General features: G+C 65.5%; 19 protein-coding genes. 11 read left to right on the forward strand and 8 right to left on the reverse strand.

Going from position 1 to position 19660, the window contains the following annotated elements; genetic code table 11:
- Positions 1–19: 19 nt before the first annotated feature.
- The 4 genes from QUV18_RS05965 to QUV18_RS05980 all read right to left on the reverse strand — a co-directional run bounded on the left by QUV18_RS05965 (position 20) and on the right by QUV18_RS05980 (position 4656).
- The gene (locus QUV18_RS05965) at positions 20–1513 is read right to left on the reverse strand and encodes a replicative DNA helicase (RefSeq protein WP_300892514.1); all 1494 of its coding nucleotides are present in this window, start codon (positions 1511–1513) and stop codon (positions 20–22) included.
- A gap of 232 nt (positions 1514–1745) precedes the next feature.
- Positions 1746–2420 (reverse strand): orotate phosphoribosyltransferase, encoded by a 675-nt coding sequence (locus tag QUV18_RS05970; protein ID WP_300892515.1) that lies wholly within the window; start codon positions 2418–2420, stop codon positions 1746–1748.
- 74 nt (positions 2421–2494) lie between these two features.
- The gene (gene pyrC / locus QUV18_RS05975; RefSeq protein WP_300892516.1) at positions 2495–3538 is read right to left on the reverse strand and encodes a dihydroorotase; all 1044 of its coding nucleotides are present in this window, start codon (positions 3536–3538) and stop codon (positions 2495–2497) included.
- 44 nt (positions 3539–3582) lie between these two features.
- Positions 3583–4656, reverse strand: coding sequence for a phosphoadenosine phosphosulfate reductase (locus QUV18_RS05980; RefSeq protein WP_300892517.1), 1074 nt, complete (start codon positions 4654–4656; stop codon positions 3583–3585).
- 201 nt (positions 4657–4857) lie between these two features.
- Between QUV18_RS05980 and QUV18_RS05985 the strand changes: the two genes are divergently transcribed.
- From QUV18_RS05985 to QUV18_RS06010, 6 genes are all read left to right on the forward strand, one after another.
- On the forward strand, positions 4858–5766 hold the full coding sequence (locus QUV18_RS05985) for a MoxR family ATPase (RefSeq protein WP_300892518.1): 909 nt from the start codon (positions 4858–4860) through the stop codon (positions 5764–5766).
- On the forward strand, positions 5763–6155 hold the full coding sequence (locus tag QUV18_RS05990; protein WP_300892519.1) for an ADP-ribosylation/crystallin J1: 393 nt from the start codon (positions 5763–5765) through the stop codon (positions 6153–6155). The genes QUV18_RS05985 and QUV18_RS05990 overlap by 4 nt, the downstream gene beginning before the upstream one ends.
- 120 nt (positions 6156–6275) lie before the next feature.
- Positions 6276–7532, forward strand: coding sequence for a VWA domain-containing protein (locus QUV18_RS05995; RefSeq protein ID WP_300892520.1), 1257 nt, complete (start codon positions 6276–6278; stop codon positions 7530–7532).
- Positions 7533–7638: 106 nt separating this feature from the next.
- Entirely contained in the window at positions 7639–9606 is a 1968-nt protein-coding gene (locus QUV18_RS06000; protein WP_300892521.1) for an OmpA family protein, read from the forward strand.
- Positions 9607–9764: 158 nt separating this feature from the next.
- Positions 9765–10337, forward strand: coding sequence for a YeeE/YedE thiosulfate transporter family protein (locus tag QUV18_RS06005; RefSeq protein ID WP_300892666.1), 573 nt, complete (start codon positions 9765–9767; stop codon positions 10335–10337).
- Between the two features lie 3 nt (positions 10338–10340).
- Positions 10341–10919 (forward strand): DUF6691 family protein, encoded by a 579-nt coding sequence (locus tag QUV18_RS06010; protein WP_300892522.1) that lies wholly within the window; start codon positions 10341–10343, stop codon positions 10917–10919.
- Positions 10920–11107: 188 nt separating this feature from the next.
- Here the strand turns inward: QUV18_RS06010 and QUV18_RS06015 are convergent, their stop codons facing one another.
- Positions 11108–11713 carry a hypothetical protein gene (locus QUV18_RS06015; RefSeq protein WP_300892523.1) on the reverse strand — a complete coding sequence of 202 codons (606 nt, stop codon included), beginning with the start codon at positions 11711–11713 and terminating at the stop codon, positions 11108–11110.
- A gap of 492 nt (positions 11714–12205) precedes the next feature.
- Here QUV18_RS06015 and QUV18_RS06020 point away from each other — a divergent pair, with 492 nt between their 5' ends.
- The gene (locus tag QUV18_RS06020; RefSeq protein WP_300892524.1) at positions 12206–13171 is read left to right on the forward strand and encodes an XdhC family protein; all 966 of its coding nucleotides are present in this window, start codon (positions 12206–12208) and stop codon (positions 13169–13171) included.
- Positions 13168–14163, forward strand: coding sequence for a molybdopterin-binding protein (locus QUV18_RS06025; protein WP_300892525.1), 996 nt, complete (start codon positions 13168–13170; stop codon positions 14161–14163). Before QUV18_RS06020 ends, QUV18_RS06025 begins: the two co-directional genes overlap by 4 nt.
- A gap of 47 nt (positions 14164–14210) precedes the next feature.
- Here QUV18_RS06025 and QUV18_RS06030 read toward each other — a convergent pair whose 3' ends face one another.
- Complete coding sequence (locus QUV18_RS06030; protein ID WP_300892526.1) at positions 14211–14639, reverse strand: SRPBCC domain-containing protein; 429 nt, start codon at positions 14637–14639, stop codon at positions 14211–14213.
- Positions 14636–14977: a metalloregulator ArsR/SmtB family transcription factor gene (locus tag QUV18_RS06035; protein WP_300892527.1), complete on the reverse strand. Its 342-nt coding sequence runs from the start codon at positions 14975–14977 to the stop codon at positions 14636–14638. Before QUV18_RS06035 ends, QUV18_RS06030 begins: the two co-directional genes overlap by 4 nt.
- A 181-nt stretch (positions 14978–15158) precedes the next feature.
- On the opposite strand from QUV18_RS06035, the gene QUV18_RS06040 reads away from it, so the two are divergent.
- The 3 genes from QUV18_RS06040 (at position 15159) to QUV18_RS06050 (ending at position 18883) form a co-directional block, all read left to right on the forward strand.
- Positions 15159–15644 carry a (2Fe-2S)-binding protein gene (locus QUV18_RS06040; RefSeq protein WP_300892528.1) on the forward strand — a complete coding sequence of 162 codons (486 nt, stop codon included), beginning with the start codon at positions 15159–15161 and terminating at the stop codon, positions 15642–15644.
- A 75-nt stretch (positions 15645–15719) separates the two neighbouring features.
- Complete coding sequence (locus QUV18_RS06045) at positions 15720–18083, forward strand: xanthine dehydrogenase family protein molybdopterin-binding subunit (RefSeq protein WP_300892529.1); 2364 nt, start codon at positions 15720–15722, stop codon at positions 18081–18083.
- 14 nt (positions 18084–18097) lie between these two features.
- Positions 18098–18883, forward strand: a complete 786-nt coding sequence (locus tag QUV18_RS06050) for a xanthine dehydrogenase family protein subunit M (RefSeq protein WP_300892530.1) — start codon at positions 18098–18100, stop codon at positions 18881–18883.
- Between the two features lie 320 nt (positions 18884–19203).
- Here QUV18_RS06050 and QUV18_RS06055 read toward each other — a convergent pair whose 3' ends face one another.
- Positions 19204–19659, reverse strand: a complete 456-nt coding sequence (locus QUV18_RS06055; RefSeq protein WP_300892531.1) for an ankyrin repeat domain-containing protein — start codon at positions 19657–19659, stop codon at positions 19204–19206.
- Position 19660: the final 1 nt, after the last annotated feature.

Below are 19660 nucleotides of genomic sequence, written 5' to 3' on the forward strand. Positions count from 1 at the left end.
CTGCGCGGGCGGCCCTGTCTCAGAACTCCTGTTCGCCGCCCTGTTGCCAGGGCTTCACGAGGTTGCCGAAGCGGGTGAACTGGCCCTCGAAGGAGAGCTCGACCGTGCCGATGGGGCCGTGGCGTTGTTTGCCGATGACGACCTCGGCCTTGCCGTGGAGGCGTTCCATGCGTTCCTGCCAGGCGGCCATTTCCTCGAGCCGGTCCTCGGAGGGTTTCTCGCGTTCGACGTAGTATTCCTCGCGGTAGACGAACATCACGACGTCGGCGTCCTGTTCGATCGAGCCGGATTCGCGGAGGTCGGAGAGCTGCGGGCGCTTGTCGTCGCGGCTTTCGACCTGGCGGGAGAGCTGCGAGAGGGCGATGACGGGGATGTCGAGTTCCTTGGCGATGGCCTTGAGGCCTTGGGTGATCTCGGAGACCTCGTTGACGCGGCTGTCCTTGGCCGAGGAGGGGCGGACGAGCTGGAGGTAGTCGATGATCAGCACGTCGAGCCCGTGGGTGCGCTTGAGGCGGCGGGCGCGGGCGGCGAGTTGCGAGATCGGCAGGGCGGGCGTGTCGTCGATGTAGAGCGGGCAGGTTTCCAGCGTCTTGGCGGCGTCGACGAACTTGCGGAACTCGCCCTCGGTCATGTCGCCCTTGCGGATCTGCTCGGCGGGGATTTCGGAGGCCTCGGAGAGGACGCGGGCGGCGAGCTGTTCGGCGCTCATCTCGAGCGAGTAGAAGCCCACGACGCCGCCTTCGACCGCGCCCTCGGAGCCGTCGGGGCGGGTGCCGCGCTTGTAGGCCTTGGCGATGTTGAAGGCGATGTTGGTGGCGAGCGAGGTTTTCCCCATCGAGGGGCGGCCGGCGAGGATCAGCAGGTCGGACTTGTGGAGGCCGCCCAGCTTGCGGTCCATGTCGATGAGGCCGGTGGAGATGCCGGCGAGGCCGCCTTCGCGCTGGTAGGCGGCGTTGGCGACGCTGACGGCATCCTTGACGGCGCTGAGGAAGCTTTGAAAGCCGCGTTCGGCCTGGCCCTGTTCGGACAGGGCGTAGAGTTTCTGTTCGGCCTCGACGATCTGGTCGCGGGGTTCGACCTGGACGTCGGCCTTGGCGGCGCGGCCGGCGATGTCGTGGCCGAGCTCGATCAGCTCGCGCCGGATCGCCATGTCGTAGATCATCTGGGCATAGTCGCGGGCCGCGAAGGAGGAGATGGCGGCGCCGGCGAGGCGGACGAGATAGGCGGGCCCGCCCAGTTCGGCGAGGCCTTCATCGTCCTCGAGGAAGGTCTTGAGCGTGACCGGCGAGGCGAGGTTGCCCTTGGCGATGCGGGCGGCGGCCGTCTCGTAGATGCGGGCGTGCACGGGCTCGTGGAAATGGTGCGGGCCGATGATGCTGGCGACCCGGTCATAGACGTCGTTATTCGTCAGAATCGCGCCCAGAAGCTGCTGCTCGGCCTCGATCGAATGCGGTAGAGACTCGGTCTCCGTGGCTTCAGCGCCGGTGGCGTTGAAGCTTGCGACAGTGTTCATCATGTCCCCCATGTACCTGTAGGGTGGTGTCATACAAACGTTACCTGCGGGCGCGCAACTTGTATGTTTTTGTGGAAAGCGTGTGGATATCGTTTTCCGTACATATCTTGTGGGGACGCGAGGCGTTCTGTCAAGATGTTGGGGTGTCAGGCGTGGCCGATTGGACACGCTGCGCGGGAAAATGCATATACATGACAGGCGCTTGGGTGAGTCCCGGCGCGGGTCAAGGCGATTATTTCCGCGCCTCCTGCCAGGCGCGGGGATCGTTGAGGAATCGCTCCACGCCGTCGAGCGTGTCCTTGGAAAAGCTGCCCTGTTCGCGGGCCTCGGCGAGCACGTCCCACCAGGTGCAGAGGTAGTGCAGGCTAACCCCGTGATCGCCCAAGGTTTTCACCGTCTCGGGGAAGATGCCGTAATAGAAGATGACGCCGGTATGGGCGCAGGTGGCGCCCGTGTCGCGGATGGCGTCGACGAAGGAGAGCTTCGATCCGCCGTCGGTGGTGAGGTCTTCGACGAGGAGGACGCGCTGGCCCTCGGACATGGCGCCCTCGATTCGGGCGTTGCGGCCGTAGCCCTTGGGTTTCTTGCGCACGTAGGTCATCGGCAGGGCCATGCGTTCGGCGACAAGGGCGGCGAAGGGGATGCCCGCGGTCTCGCCCCCGGCGATGTTGTCGAAGGCCTCGAACCCGGCGTCGCGCATCACGGTGACGGTGAGGAAATCCATCAGTGTCGAGCGGATGCGCGGGAAGGAGATGAGCTTGCGGCAGTCGATATAGGTGGGCGAGGGCAGGCCGGAGGCGAGCGTGAAGGGCTCGTCGGCGTTGAAGTGGACCGCCTCGATCTCGAGCAGCATCCGCGCGGTGAGGCGGGCGATTTCGTCTTTCGGGGGGTAGCTGCTGGGGATCATGGGTTTGTCTCGCGTGGGGGTCGGGATGGAGCCGGGTTAGCGCCGGGGCGGGTTGAGATCAAGCGGCCAGGCGGTCAGCCGGCGACCTGCCAGTAGATGTCGAAGCCCGGGTCGAAGACGGTTACGGGCCCGTCGCCGGTGTCGATCTTGGACGGGAAGGCGGTGGGCTTGTCGGATTTGGTGAGGGTGAGCGTGGCGTCATTCACCGGCAGACCGTAGAAGCCGGGGCCGTTGCGGGAGGCGAAGGCTTCGAGCTTGTCCAGGGCGCCCTCCTCCTCGAACACGTGGGCGAGGAGGGCCATGGTGTTGGTGGCGGTGAAGCATCCGGCGCAGCCGCAGCCGGTTTCCTTGGCCGCGTCCACGTGCGGGGCGCTGTCGGTGCCGAGGAAGAAGCGCGGATCGCCCGAGGTGGCCGCAGAGCGGAGCGCGAGGCGGTGTTCCTCGCGCTTGGCCACCGGCAGGCAGTAGTAGTGCGGCCGGATGCCGCCCACGAGCAGGTGGTTGCGGTTGATGATCAGGTGATGGGTGGTGATCGTGGCGCCGAGGTTGGTGTCGTTCGCGCGCACGTAATCGACGCCGTTGCCGGTGGTGATGTGTTCCATCACCACGCGCAGACCGGGCGTGGCGCGGCGGATCGGGTCGAGCACGCGGTCGATGAAGACGGCCTCGCGGTCGAAGATGTCGATCTCGGGGTCGGTCACTTCGCCGTGGACGCAGAGGGGGATGCCGGCCTCGGCCATGGCGTCGAGCACGCCGCGCACCTTGTCGAAATCGCGCACGCCCGAGGCGGAGTTGGTGGTGGCGCCGGCCGGGTAGAGCTTGACCGCCGTGACGATGCCGTCGGCATGGGCCTGCACCACGTCGGCCGGGTCGGTGTCCTCGGTGAGGTAGAGGGTCATCAGGGGGGTGAAGGTGCTGCCTTCGGGGCGGGCCGCGAGGATGCGCTCGCGGTAGGCGGCGGCCTCGGCGCCGGTGACCACGGGAGGCACGAGGTTGGGCATGATGATCGCGCGGGCGAAGTGGCGGGCGCTTTCGGGGCAGACGGCGGAGAGCATCGCGCCGTCGCGCAGGTGCAGGTGCCAGTCGTCGGGGCGGGCGAGGGTGAGCGTGTCGGTCATGGCCCGGCTTTACACAAAGGCGGCGGGCAGGGCCAGAGGGTGCGTCAGCCGGTGGCGGCGGTGTCGGGGCCGATGTCGGTTTCGGTGTCGGGGGCGGTGTCGATCGTGGTGTCGGCCACGGTGCCCGAGCCGGTGTCGGCCACGGCCTCCGGCCCGGTTACGGCGTGGCTTTCGGCGGGCGGGTTCTGGCGGATGCCGAGCTGGGCCTCGGCGTGGTTGATGGCCTTGCGGAAGGGCCGCGCGTTGCGGCGGCGCAGCACGTCGTTGCAGAGGTGGATGACGAGGCCGTGCCGCTCCTGCGCCTGGAGGTGGCGGAGCAGGGTGAACTGGTAGGGCGCGTCCTTGTGCCGGGCGCGCAGCAGCTTGGCGGTGTTGGTGAGCGTCAGCTTGTCGGCGCTCATCTGGGCCAGCATCCGGTAGAGCACCTTCATCCGCAGAAGCGATGTCTCGATGTTGAGGTCGAGGAAGCGGACGCGGATCTTGGTGACGTTGGGCCGGGTGAAGAGCGCGGCGTGCATGGCGTCGAGCTCGTTCTCCTGGTCGTAGACGATGAAGGCCTCGTCGGCGGCATCCAGCATGTCGGGGGCATAGCCGAAGCGCGAGGTGAAATCGGTGCGGCGCATGTGGCGGAAGCGGTCGTCCCAGTCGGTGACGCGGGGGTCGAGCGTGGCCTGCGGTTGCAGGGCCAGCACCTTGGCGCCGGGGGCGGCGACGGAATAGGCGGCGGCGGCATAGCCGGCGGGGCCCGCGCCGTAGAACAGGACCTGTTCGAACTCCTCGAAGAAGCCGTCGTCGATCAGGCGGTCGAAGAAGCCGGTGACGTGGCGGTCGCGGAACCAGGTGTCGCCGTCGGAGACGAGGGTGAGCTGGGACCAGCCGAGCGCCTTCATCATTTCCCAGCCGATCGGGTGGGCGGCCTCGGAGCGGTCGCGGATGGCGTCGAAGCTTTCGAAGTTGACCAGCAGGACGGGTTTCTTCTCGATGAAGACGGCGGTGTGGCGGTCGCCCAGCCGCTCGGCGAAGCCGTCATCGCCGGCGATGTCGTGCATCCGCTCGGACCAGTCGCCCCATGCCAGGCCGCTGAGATCGGTTTCGGTCGGGAATGTCCTGTCCTGCATCCTGCTCGGTCCTTCGACGTTTCGGCGTCTTCCGCCGCTTTTCACGGCTTGTCCAGGCCCGTGATCTAGGAGGGAAGTTGGGCGAAAGTTTGGAAAATCCAAGAGGGTTCGGGGCGATCGGGCGGCGTTCCTGCGGCGGTGCTCTCTCTTGACGGAACGGGGGCGGCGTTGCAGGTAGAGAGGCCAGTGCGGAGGGTTTCCATGATGGCCATTTCCACCATCGACGACGTGCAGGCCATGCTGGCGCGCCAGGGCTATGTCTGCGGCCGGGCGCTGGGGACGGTGGTGTTCCTGTCGCTGACGCTGGGGCGGCCGCTGTTCCTGGAAGGCGAGGCCGGGGTCGGCAAGACCGAGATCGCCAAGGCGATTGCGGCGGGGCTGGGGCGGCGGCTGATCCGGTTGCAGTGTTACGAGGGGCTGGATGCGTCCTCGGCGGTCTATGAATGGAACTTCGCCGAGCAGATGATCGCCATCCGCGCGGCGGAGGCGGCGGGCGGGGTGGACCGGGAAAGGCTGACGGATGAGCTTTTCACCGAGGAGTTCCTGATCGAGCGGCCGCTCTTGCAGGCGATGCGGCCGCAGGCGGGCGGCGCGCCGGTTCTGCTGATCGACGAGCTCGACCGCACGGACGAGCCGTTCGAGGCGTTCCTGCTGGAGGCGCTGAGCGATTTCCAGGTGACGATCCCGGAGCTGGGGACGATCGCGGCGCCCGAGCCGCCGATCGTGATCCTGACCTCGAACCGGACGCGGGAGGTGCATGATGCGCTGAAGCGGCGGTGTCTTTATCACTGGGTGGATTACCCAACGTTCGAGCGCGAGATCGAGATATTGCAGGCCCGCGCGCCGGAGGCGGCGGAGCAGTTGAGCCGCGAGGTGGTGGCCTTCGTCCAGCGGTTGCGCACCGAGGATTTGTTCAAGAAGCCCGGCGTGGCCGAGACGATCGACTGGGCCAAGTGCCTGCTGGCGCTGGACGTGATCGACCTGTCGCCCGAAGTGATTGCCGACACGGTGGGGGCGATATTGAAGTACCAGGACGATATCCAGCGGCTTCAAGGGTCGGAGGCGAAACGCATCCTCGACGAGGCGAAGGCGGGGCTGGAGCCGGCATGATCCTCTGGCGCCCGACCGGTTTGAAGGAATTGCAGCTGGTGCGCGACGCCGATTGGCGGGCCTGGCCGCCGCGCCTGCCGGAACAACCGATCTTCTACCCGGTCACCGCCCTGGAGTACGCCGAGAAGATCGCGCGCGACTGGAACTCGGTCCGGCCGCCGCCGGATGACGTGGGCTTCGTGACGCGCTTCGAGGTCTCGGAGGAGATGGAGGCGAGATACCCGGTTCAACAGGCCGGTGGGCGCGACCATGAAGAGCTTTGGGTGCCTGCGGAGGAGCTGGAGGCGTTCAACGCGCATATCATCGGGCAGATCGAGGTGGTCGCGGCTTTCCGGAACAGGCAACCGCTTGCTCTCGACGAGGCGCTGCCACTGGTGGACACGGCCTGATGCTTCTTCTTGGGAAAAATATCCCGGGGGGTGAGCAGGCTTCCCGGAAACGCGCCGGGGGCGCGTTTCGCCTGCGAACTGGCGGAGCCCAGGGGTGGGGGCAGCGCCCCCACGTAAGCGATGCCTGAAATCGCGCCGCTCGACCTGCCGGAGACGCCGCGGCTGTCGCATAACATCACCCATTTCGCGCGGGCCTTGCGCAAGGCGGGCCTGCCCGCCGGGCCGGGACGGGTGATCGACGCGATACGAGCGGTGGAGGCGGCGGGGTTCACCTCGCGCGACGATTTCTTCTACACGCTGCGGGCCTGTTTCACGTCGCGGCCCGAGCATCGGGCGGTTTATGCGCAGATCTTCCGGCTCTACTGGCGCGATCCGCGGTACATGGAGCACATGATGGCGATGATGCTGCCCGCCCTGCGCGGGGTGCAGGAGGAGCGGGCGGCGGAGGCGGCGCAGAAGCGGGCGGCGGAGGCGTTGCTGGACGGGGTGGAGCGGGAGGCGCCCGAGCGGGAGGACGAGGAGGGCGAAGAGACGGAGATCGAGGTCGATGCCTCGCTCACCATGTCCACCGAGGAGCGGCTCAGGACGCTCGATTTCGAGCAGATGAGCACCGAGGAGATCGCGCAGGCCAAGCGGATGCTGGCGCGGCTGACCCTGCCGGTGAAGCCCTTCGCCTCGCGCCGGGGGATGGCGAGCCATACCGGCCACAGGATCGACCATCGCAAGACCTTGCGGGCAGCGATGCGGCGGGGGGGCGAGATGCGGCGGATCCATCTGAAGAAGCCGCGGCCGAAATGGCCAAACCTGGTGGTCTTGTGCGATATATCCGGCTCGATGAGCCAGTACAGCCGGATGGTGCTGCATTTCCTGCACGCGGTGGCCAATCACAAGGGGGCGGGCTGGGCGCGCGTGCATGCGTTCACCTTTGGCACGCAGCTCACGAATATCACCCGGCACCTGGCCACGCGGGACGTGGATGCGGCGCTGGCGGCGGCGGGGAAGCAGGCGCAGGACTGGGAGGGCGGCACGCGGATCGGGGCGTGCCTGCATGCGTTCAACCGTGACTGGTCACGCCGGGTGACGGGGCAGGGGGCGGTGGTGCTCTTGATCACCGACGGGTTGGACCGGGACGACCCCGAGCTACTGGGGCGCGAGATCGAGCGGCTGCACCTGTCGGCGCGGCGGCTGATCTGGCTGAACCCGCTTCTGCGGTGGGACGAATTCGCGCCCAAGGCGCGGGGCATCGCGGCGATGCTGCCGCATGTGGACAGTTTCCGGGCCGGTCATTCGGTGGCCACGCTGGAGGAACTGGCGCGGGTGATCTCGCGGCCCGACGACATGGGCGAGAAATCGCGCCTGCTGTCCGAAATCCGGTAGGGCCCAGAAACCTTTTCGCAGTCTGCGCGTTTCTTGTGCATACACGACTACCCCCCAGCAGACGCGGGCTTTCCGTGGCCTGTGAAAAAAGATCGAAGGAGCAGACATGAAACGCAATTGGCTGAAATCGACAACGGCTCTCGCAGTTGTGATCGGGCTGGCGACACCGCACGGCGCGATCGCCCAGAGCGCGGAGAACAGCACCACCGGCATCACGCTGGAAGGCGAGGCGGAGGCCAATACCAATGCCAATGCACTTGGCGACGCGCTTGGTCTGAAGAAGGACGAAGAAGAGGAAGCGCAGAACGAGCCGGCCGAGGAGGCCGAGGCCGAGCAGGCGCAGGAGGATAATTCCGCCGAGCAGGGCGCGACCGAGGAGGCCGAGGACCTGCGCGAGCAGCTCGAGACCGCGGCCGATGCCGAAGAGGTGACCGACCAGGCACAGGACAATGCCGGCGAAGTGGCCGACCAGGCGTCGGACACCGCCGAGGAGGCCACGGAGAACGCCGAGGAGGTTGTCGACGAGGCGACCGAGACCGCGGATGAGGCCACGGACACCGCGCAGGACACGGCCGAAGAGGCCACGGAGAACGCGCAGGACACGGCCGAGGACACGACGGAGAACGCGCAGGATACGGCTGAGCAGGCGGAGGAGAACGTCGAGGAAGCCGTCGAAGAGGCGCAGGAAAACGTCGAGGAGAGCACGGAGCAGGCGCAGGAGAACACCGGCGGCGCGGCCGAGGACGAGAATGCGCTCGACAAGCTGCGCAACTCGCTTGGTGGCGATGCCGACGCGGATGCCGAGGCCGAGGCGACTGCCGATACCGACGCGACGGTGGATGATACTGCTGATGGCAACGCGACTGCGGATGCCGACGCCGATGCCAACGCCGAGGCAGCGGCCAATGCCAATGCCGAGGTCGAGGAAGAAGTCGTCGAGGAGGCGATGGAAAAGGCCGAGGTTGACGATGTCGAACAGTTGAGCGCGGAACAGCAGGCCGAGCAGGCCGCGCAGACCGCCGCCGATACCGGTGCCGCGGCGCTGAGCGGCGTGGGCGAGCTTCTGGACCGGACCCAGGAGACCGTGACCGAGGAACAGGCACGGTCGTCGAACGAGGAGTTCGAGACGGATATTTCGGGCCAGGCCCGTGCCAATGCCCGGGCCGCCGCGCAGGCCGATGACGATGACGACGATCTGAAAGAGGTGCTGGGTGCCGCCGCCGTCGGGCTGGTGGGCGCCTACCTTGTCGGCCAGTCCTTCCAGGGCGGCGGTCAGGTCGTGTCGAACACCGGCGACCGGATCGTTGTCGAGGATGGCGGCCAGTACCGCGTGATCCGCGACGACAACGCGCTTCTGCGCCGTCCGGGCAGCACGGTCGAGACCGAGACCTACAGCGACGGGTCGACCCGCACCATCATCGACCACGAGGATGGCAGCCGTGTCGTGACCGTGCGGTCGAACAACGGTGCGATCCTGCAGCGCGTGCTGATCCGGCCCGACGGGCAGGAGATCGTGCTGATCGACGATACGCGCGATTACCAGCAGGTCGATGTCACGCGGTTGCAGCAGAACCAGGCGCAGTCGGTCGATTACAACCCCGGCGAGACCGACCAGCTGCGCGCCGCGCTGGCCGCGCAGGGCGGCAGCACGGACCGGGCCTATTCGCTGAACCAGGTGCGCAACATCAACGTGGTGCGGAACCAGGTGCCGGTGATCTCGCTCGACTCGATCAACTTCGAGACCAACTCGGCCGTGATCCAGCCGGAAGAGGCCGAGGAGCTGCAAGCGCTTGGCGATGCGATGCGGCAGGCGATCGAGGAGAACCCGCAGCAGCTGTTCCTCGTGGAAGGGCACACCGACACGGTGGGCCGCGCCGCCTACAACCTCGCGCTGTCGGACCGCCGGGCGGAATCGGTGGCGCTGGCGCTGACCGAGTATTTCAACGTGCCGGCGTCGAACCTGATCGTTCAGGGCTACGGTGAATCGGACCTGAAGGTGCAGCAGACCGGTGACATCCGCGAGAACCGTCGCGCCGCCGTGCGCAACATCACGCCGCTTCTGAACGGCGGGTAAAAGCCGGCATCCGGGGTCACGCCCCCCGGAGAGCCTGGAGTCGCGGTCGGGAAACCGGCCGCGGCTTTTTTTGTGCCGCGCGGCCTCTGCGGCAAATTGACGTGGATCAATGCAAAGGGATAGCCAGTAGTTATATTCACGAACATGAATATAAATGAATCGGACATGAGGTCACGACCATGCCACTCAACTGGAAAACCGGCGGGCTGCTTCTGGGGCTCGTCTTTTTTGCGGCGGTACTGCTTGTCAAACCCATCGGGGTGTCGACGCAGTTCGTCATTTTCGACGCGATGATCGGGGATGTCGCCAACCCGGACCTGATCACGCAGACGGACGAGGGCTATGCCTCGACCAACGCCTACCTGGCCAAGTCGGGCGCCAAATACGCCAAGAACGCGGCCAACCCGCTGAACTACAGCTTCGTCTTCGTGCTGGCGATGATGGCCGGGGCGGCGGGCTCGGCGCTGCTGCGCGGCGGGATCGGGCGCGAGGAGCGCCGGTTGCCGGCGATCTGGAAAGCCAATTTCGGGGATACGCCGTGGAAGCGCTATGCCGTGGCCTTCGCCGGCGGGTTCATCGTGCTTTACGGCGCGAGGCTGGCCGGGGGGTGCACCTCGGGGCACATGATGTCGGGGATGATGCAGACATCGCTCTCGGGCTACATCTTCGCTGCCGGCGCCTTTCTCGCCGCGATCCCCGTTTCCATGATGATGTACAGCAAGGAGGGCTGAGCCATGAGTACCATCATTTTTGCCATCGTGATCGGTGCGGCGTTCGGGGCCGTGCTTGACCGGATCGGGGCGACGAACCCCAACTGGATCGGGAAGATGCTGTCGCTGAAGCATCTGCACCTGATGAAGACCATCCTGCTGGCCATCGGCACGGGCTCTGTCCTGATGTTCGCGGGCCAGATGGCCGGGCTGGTCGATGTGGGCCACATGGATGTGAAGACGGTTTATACCGGCGTCTTCATCGGTGGGCTGATGCTGGGCGCGGGCTGGGCCGCGGCGGGCTATTGCCCGGGCACCGGCGTTGCGGCGGCGGCCACGGGGCGGCGGGATGCGCTGTTCTTCGTGGCGGGCGGGTTGCTGGGGGCTGCGGCCTACATGGTGACCTATCCGGCGTGGGAGGCCTGGGGCCTGCTGGAGGGCGCCAAGCTGACGCTGGGGACGGTGCCGGATGCCGGTTATGACGGGCTGATCGGGCTGCGCGGCGATGTGCTGGGCATCCTTCTGGGGCTCGGGTTCATCGCCGTTGCCTTTGTCCTCCCGGAGCGTCCCCTGGGCAGGACCGCGCGTGTCGCGGCCGAGTGAGGGCTGCGGCGTTCGCCAAGGGCGGCCGTCCCGAAAGGGGCGGCCGTTCCGGGGGCAAGGCGCTTGGAGGATAAGGTGCCATGGGTCTTGCGTTGGCGCCCTCGCAGGAAACTGCGGGGGTGTTTTTGTCTGGAATGTTGGCTGTGCGGGGCGGTGCGGACGTTGAAACCCCAGGATCGAGGCTCCGCTTATGCGGAAGGCTGAGGTTCAAACGGTATCGCGCCGCGTTCGAGTAGCGTTTCCCTAAGTTCTTCTGCAAACCTGTGCGCAAAGGCTTCGCGTTCTGAAGTTGGTTTGGAAAAGTAGAGACTGTCCGCGACATCCTGATCGAGGTCGAGCGCCGATTGGTGATCAAGAACCTTTTGATGATAGTCAGCCAGGTGCCCAAGCTCGTGCAGGAAAGTACGATAGAGTATCGTGTTCCGCACCGCTTCTTCGGTCTGCTTTGCCACTTGGTATCGCTTGGTTTCGACAAAGACGTGCCCGTCGCGAAGGAGACGTTCATACTCTGCGCGGTCATCCAAAGTCATTCGTTTTGACCATTTTAGCGGCGATCCCAGTTCTTGAGCTTCTACGACAATTGCCGTTCCGTGCTGCTCAGCAAATTCTGCGCAATACAGAAAACGGCCCCAAACCGGGTTTTGCTGATGTTGCTTTCTGGTGGGTTGTCGAAACGCGACTATGTCCGGAAAAGCTGGGACAAGGCTGGAAACGACTGTCAGCAATTTAGCAACGTCCGCGGGTGAACATCCGTAAGAGAACCCTTTGCGGGGTGTCTCGTAGAGAAACTTCATTTTGCATTCGCCGAACGTGACATTCTCAACACGAGGCGTCTCGAGCCGTTCAAAGTGGAGCGTGTAGTTCCCGTGCTTGTCCACCCAGCTTTCTGGTATTCGCATGTCGTTGGACTTGGAAAACCCTGACGCCTTGGTTCCAATTCTTCTGTTTCGACGCTCTGGTCGCCAAACGCCCGTCAAGAAAACGTCCTCCGAACTTATTGAACAGGACGTTAGAGAAGCCTGTGGCATGTTTCAATTTGGCCTTTGCCGATTTGCGGATGCAAGGTCGGCACTGCTGGACGAGGCCGCAATTCCTTGCCGACGGTCAAATGCCGCGTAGGCGTTTCGTGGTCATGTCCATGAAGGGCCAGGCGGCCATTGCGGCGAGGCGGCCGATCTCCGTGCTGCGGGGCCTCCGGCAAGGGGCCTGTCCCGGAAGGGTCGGGCGTTTTTCATTGTACCCCGCTGGCCGCGTCTCCATATTGGGCCCGCTGGAAGGAGGCTCTCATGGACCGCTTCGACACCATTCCCGAAACCGCGCTGGCCTGGCACCGGGAGGGCAAGGGCGCGGCGCTTGCGACCGTGGTCGAGACATGGGGCAGCGCCCCGCGCCGGGTGGGCAGCCAGCTGGCGATTTCCGGGGCGGGCGAGATCGAGGGGTCGGTTTCGGGCGGTTGCGTCGAGGGGGCGGTGGTGGCGGAAGCCATTGACGCCATCGAGGAAGGCAAGCCGGTGATGCTGGAATACGGGGTGAGCGATGGCGATGCGTTTGCCGTGGGGCTGGCCTGTGGCGGGACGATCCGGGTTCTGGTGGAGCCCATCGGCAGCGTCATGCCCGAACAGGTGCTGGAAGACCTGACCATTGCCCGCGACGGGCGGGTGCCGGTGGCCTATGTGACGGGGCTGGACGCCGAGCGCCGGCTGGTCCGGGACGGGTATGAAGACCGGTTCCGGATGGATCGGTCGGGGTTCGAGGAGGATGGCGAGACCTTCGTGGCGATTCACAACCCGCCGCTCAGGCTGATCATCGTCGGCGCCGTGCACATCGCGCAGGCGCTGGTGCCGATGGCGCGGATTGCCGGGTATGACCCGCTGCTGATCGACCCGCGGGAAAGCTTCGCCAGTGCCGAGCGGTTTCCGGGCGAGACGGTGCTGCACGAGTGGCCGGACGAGGGGGTGCGGGCCTTCGGCCTCGACCAGCGGACGGCGCTGGTGCTGCTGACCCATGATCCGAAGCTGGATGATCCGGCGCTGGAGGAGGCGCTGAGGTCGGACGTGTTCTATATCGGGGCGCTGGGGTCGACGCGGACCCATGCGAAGCGGGTGGAGCGGATGAAGGAGCGGGGCTTGAGCGACGAGCAGATCGCGCGGATCCACGGGCCGATCGGCCTCGATATCGGGGCGGCGGGGCCGTCGGAGATTGCCGTGGCGATCCTGGCGCAGATGACCCAGGTGCTGAGGCAGGGCGGATGAAGTTCGGCACGGTGCCCGTGGCGGAGGCGGCGGGCGCGATGCTGGCCCATTCGCTGAAGCTGCCCGGGGGGCGGCTGAAGAAGGGGCATGTGCTGGGGGCGGCGGACCTTGGCAAACTGGCGGAGGCCGGGATTGCCGAGGTGACGGTGGCGCGGCCCGATGCGGGGGACCTGTCGGAAAATGACGCGGCGGAGATGCTGGCGGGGGCGATCCATGACGGGGCAGAGGGGCTGCATTTGAGTGCGCCGTTCACCGGCCGGGTGAACCTTGTGGCCGATGGCCCGGGGGTGGTGTTGCTGGAGGCGGAACGGATCAACGCGGCGAATGCGGTGGACCCGATGATCACGGTGGCGACGGTGCCACCCTATCGGCAGATCCACGCGGGCGGCATGGTGGCGACGGTGAAGATCATCTCTTACGCCGTGGCGGAAAGCGCCGTGCGCGAGGCGGCGGAGGCGGCGCGCGGGGCGATCCGGCTGGCGGAGCCGGCCTTCGAGGATGCGACGCTGATATTGACGGATATTCCGGGCGGGCCGGGGGAGAAGGGTGTCGAGGCGATCGAGGCGCGGTTGTCGGGGCTGGGCATGGTGCTGGCCGAGACGGTGAGCGTGGCGCATGACGAGGATGCGCTAGCGGAGGCGTTGACGGCGGCGAAGGGCGGGATCGTGCTGGTGCTGACCGGGTCGGCCACGTCGGACCCGGAGGATACGGCGCCGGCCGCGCTGCGGCTGGCCGGGGGTCGGGTGGAGCGGTTCGGGATGCCGGTCGATCCGGGGAACCTGTTGTTTCTTGGCGATCTGAAGGGCAAGCCGGTGATCGGGCTGCCGAACAGCGCGCGGTCGCCGGTGCTGCACGGGGCCGACTGGGTGCTGTCGCGGGTGGCCTGCGGGATCGCGGTGACGAGCGCGGATATCGCGGCGATGGGGGTGGGCGGTTTGCTGAAGGAAATTCCGACCCGGCCGCAGCCGCGCCAGCGCAAGCCGGCCGGGTAAGGCGGAGCGGTCAGGCGGGCCGGGCGGCGGACCGCCCGGCGCCGGGATCAGGCGACGGCCGCCAGTTTCTCGAGAATGGACGTCCAGCCCTTGCGGTGGCCTTCGCGCTGGTCTTCGCCGACGAAGCGGACCTGCGTGAGTTTGACATGGGTGCCGCCGGTGCCGGGGGTGAAGGTGAGCGTGACCTCGCTGTCGTCGCGCGAGGCGTGGCTTTCCCAGGTAAAGACGAGGCGATTTGGCCGGTCGATGAGTTTGTAGGTGCCGGTGTGGGGCAGGTCCTTGCCGTTGACACGCATCATCACCTCGAAGCGGCCGCCCTCGTGGGCGTCGGAGAAGGCGGTGGGCACGGTAGTGTCGAACGGGCAGATGAAGCGTTTCATCGTTTCGGGGTCGAGCCAGGCGTCGAATAGTTTCTCGGGGGATGCGTCGATCACGCGTTCGACGGTGAGGGTGAGGTCTTTCTCGGTGGCAGTCATGTGTCGTCCTTTCCGGTGAGCAGGGTGTCGAGCGCCTCCAGCCGGAGGGCCCAGATCGAACGGAGGTCGCGGAACCAGCGGTCGACCAGGGCGAGTTCCTCTGTGCGTATCTCGATCAGGTGCTCGCGCCATTCGGTGCGGCGCGTGGCAAGCCCGGCCGCCTCGAGCACCTTGATGTGCTTGGAGACGGAATTGAGGCTCATGTCGAAATGCCCGGCGATGTCGGTGACCCGGAGCGGACCTTCCTGCGCCAGAAGCGTCAGGATGGCCCGGCGGGTGGGGTCGCCGGCGGCCTTGAAGATCTCGGTCAGTCGTTGGTGCGATTCTTGTTCAACCATATGGGTGAATAACCCGTCAGCCTCTATCAGTCAACCCATTGGGTGAATGATTGAGCCCGGGCCCGTCGCCCGCAATCGTCGGCAGGCGGGCGCGAGTGCACAAAAAACGTTCTTCTCAAGCGGGGGGCCGCGTGTTTAACTCCAACCTGTCGATTGCAAAAACATTTTTGGGAGGAGCCAGATGCCACAGGTCAGCATGACCGTGAACGGCAAGCCAGCGACCGGAGAGATCGAAGGCCGCACGCTGCTTGTCGAATTCCTGAGGGAGAGCCTGCACCTGACCGGCACGCATGTGGGCTGTGACACCAGCCAGTGCGGCGCCTGCGTGGTGCATGTGGATGGGCGCGACGTGAAGGCCTGCACCATCTTCGCCGCCGAATGCGAGGGCGCGGAGGTGACCACGATCGAGGGGATGGCCGCGGATGACGGCACGCTGAACAAGGTGCAGCAGGCGTTCCAGGATCACCACGGGTTGCAATGCGGGTTCTGCACGCCGGGCATGGTGATGACGGCGGCGGCGCTGCTGGAGAAGAACCCGAACCCGAGCGAGGAGGAGATTCGCTCGTACCTGCAGGGGAATATCTGCCGGTGCACCGGGTATCACAACATCGTCAAGGCGATCATGGCCGCGGCCGGCCAGGATACGTCAAAGATCGCCGCCGAGTAGGGCGGGCTCGTCGCGCCTTGCGGCGCGCCTCGTGACGAGGACGGACGGGTTTCAGTTATTCAGGGAGGACAGATCATGCCCAAGGATGGCGGCATAGGCGACGCGACGAAGCGGCGCGAGGACGTAAGGTTCCTGTCGGGAACCGGGAATTACACCGATGATATCAACGTGGCCGGTCAGGCCTATGTGCATTTCCTGCGCTCGGACGTGGCGCATGGGAAGATCACCGGGCTCGATACGGCGGCGGCGGAGGGGATGCCCGGCGTGCTGCGCATTTTCACCGGCAAGGATTTCGAGGGCGTGGGCGGCATTCCCTGCGGCTGGCAGGTGACCGACAAGCATGGCGAGCCGATGCAGGAGCCGGCGCACCCGGTTCTGGCGCAGGGCAAGGTACGGCATGTGGGCGACCCGATCGCCGCCGTGGTGGCCGAGACGCGCGAGCAGGCAAGGGATGCGGCCGAGGCGATCGAGGTCGATATCGAGGACCTGCCGGCGGTCATGGACATGAAGGCGGCCTTGGAGGACGGCGCGCCGAAGGTGCATGACGACCTGTCGTCGAACCTGTGTTTCGACTGGGGCTTCGTGGAGGACAACAAGGCGGCGACCGATGCGGCGTTCGAAAGCGCCGCGCATGTCACCACGCTGGAGCTGGTGAACCAGCGGCTTGTGGCGAACCCGATGGAGCCGCGGGTGGCCGTGGGCGCCTATAACCGGGCGGGCGACGATTACACGCTGTATACCACCAGCCAGAACCCGCACGTGATCCGCCTTCTGATGGGGGCCTTCGTGCTGGGCATTCCCGAGCACAAGCTTACGGTGATTGCGCCGGATGTGGGCGGGGGCTTTGGTTCGAAGATCTATCACTATGCGGAAGAAGCCTTCGTGACCTTTGCCGCGAAGGCGATGAATCGCCCCGTGAAGTGGACATCGAGCCGGTCGGAGGCGTTCATTTCCGATGCGCAGGGCCGCGATCACGTGACGAAGATCGAGCTGGCGCTGGATGCGGAGAACAACTTCACCGCGTTGCGCACCGAGACCTATGCCAACATGGGCGCGTACCTGTCGACCTTTGCGCCCTGTGTGCCGACCTATCTGCACGGCACGCTGATGGCCGGCAATTACAAGACGCCGAATATCTACGTGAACGTGAAGGCGGTGTTTACCAACACCGTGCCCGTCGATGCCTATCGCGGGGCCGGACGGCCGGAGGCGACCTACCAGATCGAGCGCGTCATCGACAAGGCGGCGCGGGAGCTGAAGGTGGACCCGATCGCGCTGCGGCGGCAGAACTTCATCACGGAGTTTCCCTATGCCACGCCGGTTGCCGTGGAGTATGACACCGGCGATTACGTGGCGACCATGGACAAGCTGGAAGAGATCGCCGACGTGAAGGGCTTTGCCGCGAGGCGGGCCGAGAGCGAGAAGAACGGCAAGCTGCGCGGTTTCGGTGTGAACTGCTACATCGAGGCCTGCGGGATTGCGCCGTCGGCGCTGGTGGGCGCGCTTGGTGCACGGGCGGGGCTGTATGATGCCGCGACCGTCAGGGTGAATGCCACCGGGTCGATCAGCGTGATGGTCGGTGCGCATAGCCACGGGCAGGGGCACGAGACCGCGTTCCCGCAAGTGGTGGCCGAGATGCTGGGGATCGATCCCGGCATGATCGACATCGTGCATGGCGATACCTCGAAGATCCCGTTCGGGATGGGGACGTATGGCTCGCGTAGCCTTGCGGTCTGTGGGTCGGCCATGGTGCGGGCGACCGAGAAGATCATCAACAAGGCCAAGAAGATCGCCGCGCACCTGATGGAGGCCAGCGAGGCCGATATCGAGTTCAAGGACGGCCAGTTCAGCGTGGCGGGCACCGACAAGTCGGTGGCCTGGGGCGACGTGACGCTGGCGGCCTACGTGCCGCATAACTACCCGCTGGAGGAGATCGAGCCGGGGCTGGAGGAGACGGCGTTCTATGACCCGGCGAACTTCACCTACCCCTCGGGCGCCTATGCCTGCGAGGTGGAGGTGGACCCCGAGACCGGCAAGGTCACGGTGGAGCGGTTCGCGGCGGCGGACGATTTCGGCAATATCATCAACCCGATGATCGTCGACGGGCAGGTGCATGGCGGGATCGGCCAGGGCATCGGCCAGGCGCTTCTGGAACAGTGCGTCTATGACGAGAGCGGGCAGTTGCTGACCGGCTCCTACATGGATTACGCCATGCCGCGCGCCGATGACGTGCCGTTCTACGCGGTCGACCATTCCTGCCAGACGCCGTGCACGCACAACCCGCTGGGGGTGAAGGGCTGTGGCGAGGCGGGGGCCATCGGCTCGCCGCCCTCGGTGGTCAACGCCGTGATCGACGCCCTGCAATCGGGCGGGCACACTGTCACCCATATCGATATGCCGGTCTCGCCCTCGCGGGTCTGGCAGGCGATGCAAGGGTAAGGAGGACGTAACCCATGTATGCATTCGATTTCGAACGCCCGAAGACGCTGGCCGATGCGGTCAAGGCGATGACGGACGAGGACGCGGTGGCGCTGAGCGGGGGGCAGACGCTGATCCCGTCGCTGAAGCAGCGGCTGGCGATGCCCTCGAAGCTGGTGAGCCTGACCGGCATCGACGAGATCAAGGGGATCTGTGTCGACGATGACGGGCGGGTCTGTATCGGCGCGGCCACGATCCATGCGGATGTGGCGGCGCAGGAGTATTACCCGGCGCTGGCGGCGCTGGCCTCGAACGTGGGCGACCCGGCGGTGCGCAACCGCGGGACGATCGGCGGGTCGCTGGCCAACAACGACCCGTCGGCGTGTTACCCGGCGGCGGCGTTGGGCTCTGGTGCCGTGATCCGGACCGACAAGCGCGAGATCGCGGCGGATGACTATTTCACCGGCATGTTCGAGACGGCGCTGGAGGAGGGCGAGATCATCACCGAGATCAAGTTCCCGGTGCCGGAAACCGCCGCCTACATGAAGTTCGAACAGCCGGCGTCGCGCTTTGCGCTGGTGGGCGTGTTCGTGGCCAAATATGCGGACGGGGTTCGCGTGGCGGTGACGGGTGCCTCGAACGAGGGCGTGTTCCGCTGGTCGGAGGCCGAGGCGGCGCTTGGGTCGGATTTCTCGGCCGGGGCGCTGGACGGGCTGAAGCTGGACGGGTCGAACATGATTTCCGACGTGCATGGCTCGGGCGATTACCGGGCGCATATCGCGAAGGTAATGACCAAGCGGGCGGTCGAGAAGGCCGGCTGAGTCTGTCTTAGGATTGATTGGGGGGGCCGGGGTGAAAGCCTCGGCCTCTCACCGGATGTGTTGAAGACTCAAGCGCGACCCCATGTGCAATACTGCTCAGAATATGCCAATGCCCCCGCAGAAATCTGCGGGGGCAGGTGAATAAATCGATCCAAACTTTGCATGTTTGACATGAACATAGCGGACCTTGGAGCGGGATGCAGCATCGGTCAACTTGGAGTGGTAGCTGCGCCGCTCGGCCCTCTCGCCAGCGGCGTTGGAAACTCCGATGCCGACCGCCGGAGGTCGGGTAATTCAGTACTGAAACGTCTATCGAGAGATCAGAAGCTTACCGTGATACCCATGGTTTTCATCAATTTTCGGGGAGATACGCCATGCAGGTTTTCCGCATCCGGATCAGCGCCTGCTTTTACAAGTTTTGAAATCAATGTCTGATCTGCTCTGGCAAAAACCGCTCGAAACAATGGCGAATTACCGTGCACATCCCTTAAATTTGCTAACGCGCCATTGTCGAGCAAATCGAACGCGATTTCATTGTGGCCGTTCTGAATTGCGAAGTGAAGTGCCGTCCAACCCTGACCATCTTGCACATTAACTTTTGCGCCTTTCGCAATCAGGAAATTCGAAATTTCCGACTGGCCATCGATAGCTGTATGCATTAGTGCCGTTCGGCCATCTTCATCAATCTCATCTATTCCACATCCGCTTCCAAGCAGCTGCGCAATCTCATTCAGATCGAAACGGAATACAGCATCCCGTAATTTGTGTGATTTCATT

It is taken from the genome of Roseovarius sp. (assembly GCF_030373445.1).
In the GTDB taxonomy this organism is placed as follows: Bacteria; Pseudomonadota; Alphaproteobacteria; order Rhodobacterales; family Rhodobacteraceae; genus Roseovarius.